Source organism: Dietzia sp. SLG310A2-38A2 (assembly GCF_014145095.1).
Taxonomy (GTDB): Bacteria; Actinomycetota; Actinomycetes; order Mycobacteriales; family Mycobacteriaceae; genus Dietzia.
Window position 1 is genome coordinate 14,017 of sequence record NZ_JAALDX010000261.1, and the last position, 1,919, is coordinate 15,935.

Below are 1,919 nucleotides of genomic sequence, written 5' to 3' on the forward strand. Positions count from 1 at the left end.
CGTGGACAAGCTCGGAGAATGGGACAGCCTGGGGGTGGACGAGATCGTCGAATCGGTCTGTGAGGCCTACGAGGCCCACTCGGGCGAGCCGCTGAGGCTGGCCGACGTGGACCCCTCCGACCCCGACACCGACACCCCCGCGATGCGGAACCTGCGATACGCCCGGGCGGCCCGCACCGCGATCATCGAGCTCGAGCGGGAGGGGGCGATCGTCGCGGTGGATGAACACCCCGGCGACGCCGAGGCCGTCGACCTGACCGGCGAGCGGAACGAGGACGGCACAGTCGCCGACGACCATCACGACGACGAGGTCACCGCCACCAAGGAGACCACGGGCCCGGCCGGCCGGGAGTCCGGTGCCGACGAGATGGTGCTCAGTACCGGCCCGCGACCGCGGGGCCGGCGGTTCGCGCTCGCCGCTCGCTGAGGTCCCTGCTCAGAGCGAGGTCGTGGACTCCGGGTGGTCGGTCTCCTTGAGAGACTTCTGCGCTCCCCCGGAGAGCGTGGACTCCCCGAGCCTGGCCTCCCGGTAGCGGTCGGCCTGAGCCTGCGTGATGGCCTCACGGGCGCCGTCCTTGGCGTAGCAGACCGGCAGCCACGCCCCCTGGGAGTCCAGCCGCGCCACTATCCGCTGCCGCAGCCGGAACGGCTGGATGGAATCCGACCAGGCGACCAGCAGGTCCAGATCGGCCCCGCGGGCGTCCGGGAGCGAATCGGTGGCGCAGAAGTGTTGCACGCTGCGCCAGACGGCGAACTGGGCTCCGGTCACCGACAGCGGGTCCACGGTGGCCGCCCTGGGCGAGCGGGCCGAGCGGCTCCGGGCGGGCGTGCCGGGAGCCGGCCGCGGGGGCGGCGGCGAGGTGTTCTCCCCCGACTCCACGCGTCGGCGTGCCTCCGCCATCCGCTGCTGCCGTCGTTCCGCCGGCGTACTCTTCTCGCTCGTGTCCCAGAAGCCCGTCATGACATCAAACTTTACGCGGGTTCCGGCGGTCGACACCTCACCAGAACGGCCGGGTGGGGTGGACCTCACATATCCAGTCCGAGGTCCAGGACCGCCACCGAGTGGGTGAGCCCGCCGACGGCGAGGAAGTCGACACCACAGCGCGCGTAGTCGGCGGCGACGTCCAGGCCGAGGCCGCCGCTGGACTCCAGCAGGGTACGGGGCGAGATCGCGTTCCGTCGCTGCACGGCCATCTGCGTCTGCCAGACGGGGAAGTTGTCCAACAGGACCAGGTCGACTCCAGAGTCGAGCATGTGGTCGAGCTGCTCCAGGGAGTCCACCTCGACCTCGCAGGGCAGGTCCGGGAACCGCTCGCGTACGGCGGCCAGGGCCGGTATCACCCCGCCGGCGGCCACCACGTGGTTGTCCTTGACCAGGACCGCGTCTCCGAGGCCGAGGCGGTGGTTGACCCCGCCGCCACAGCGGACGGCGTACTTCTGCAGCAGGCGCATGCCGGGCATGGTCTTACGGGTGTCGCGAACGGCGCAGCCGGTTCCGGCGAGCTCGTCGACCCACGCCCGGGTCGCGGTCGCCACCCCGGAGAGGTGGCACACGAGATTGAGCAGGGTCCGCTCGGCGGTGAGCAGCCCGAGAGTCGGAGCGCTGATCTCGGCCACCACGTCGCCGGCCGAGACGCGGTCCCCGTCGCGGGCGAGGAGGGTGACCGAGTAGTCGTGACCGATCACCTCGGCCAGGACCATGTCGATCAACGGCAACCCGGCCACCACCCCGTCGGACCGGGTCGCGAGGCGGGCGGTGGCACGAGCGTCCGCGGGCACCGTGGCGAGCGAGGTGGCATCCGGGCCGTATCGCAGGTCCTCCTCGAGGGCGCGCCTGATCGCGGTCAGGGCGTCGGCACGGGTGTCGGGGTCGAAGTACTCGTCGTCGTCGTCGCCCCCGGGGGCCGGCGAGCCCACGC

3 protein-coding genes are annotated in these 1,919 nt (G+C 72.0%); 1 reads left to right on the forward strand and 2 read right to left on the reverse strand.

The window, feature by feature from the left end:
* A partial coding sequence (locus G6027_RS09645; protein ID WP_182636983.1) for a hypothetical protein occupies nt 1-427 on the forward strand: 427 nt, incomplete at its 5' end.
* A gap of 9 nt (nt 428-436) precedes the next feature.
* On the opposite strand, the gene G6027_RS09650 is transcribed toward G6027_RS09645, so the two are convergent.
* Nucleotides 437-961 carry a hypothetical protein gene (locus G6027_RS09650; RefSeq protein ID WP_182636984.1) on the reverse strand — a complete coding sequence of 175 codons (525 nt, stop codon included), beginning with the start codon at nt 959-961 and terminating at the stop codon, nt 437-439.
* Between the two features lie 65 nt (nt 962-1,026).
* Complete coding sequence (nadC, locus tag G6027_RS09655; RefSeq protein ID WP_182636986.1) at nt 1,027-1,848, reverse strand: carboxylating nicotinate-nucleotide diphosphorylase; 822 nt, start codon at nt 1,846-1,848, stop codon at nt 1,027-1,029.
* Nucleotides 1,849-1,919: the final 71 nt, after the last annotated feature.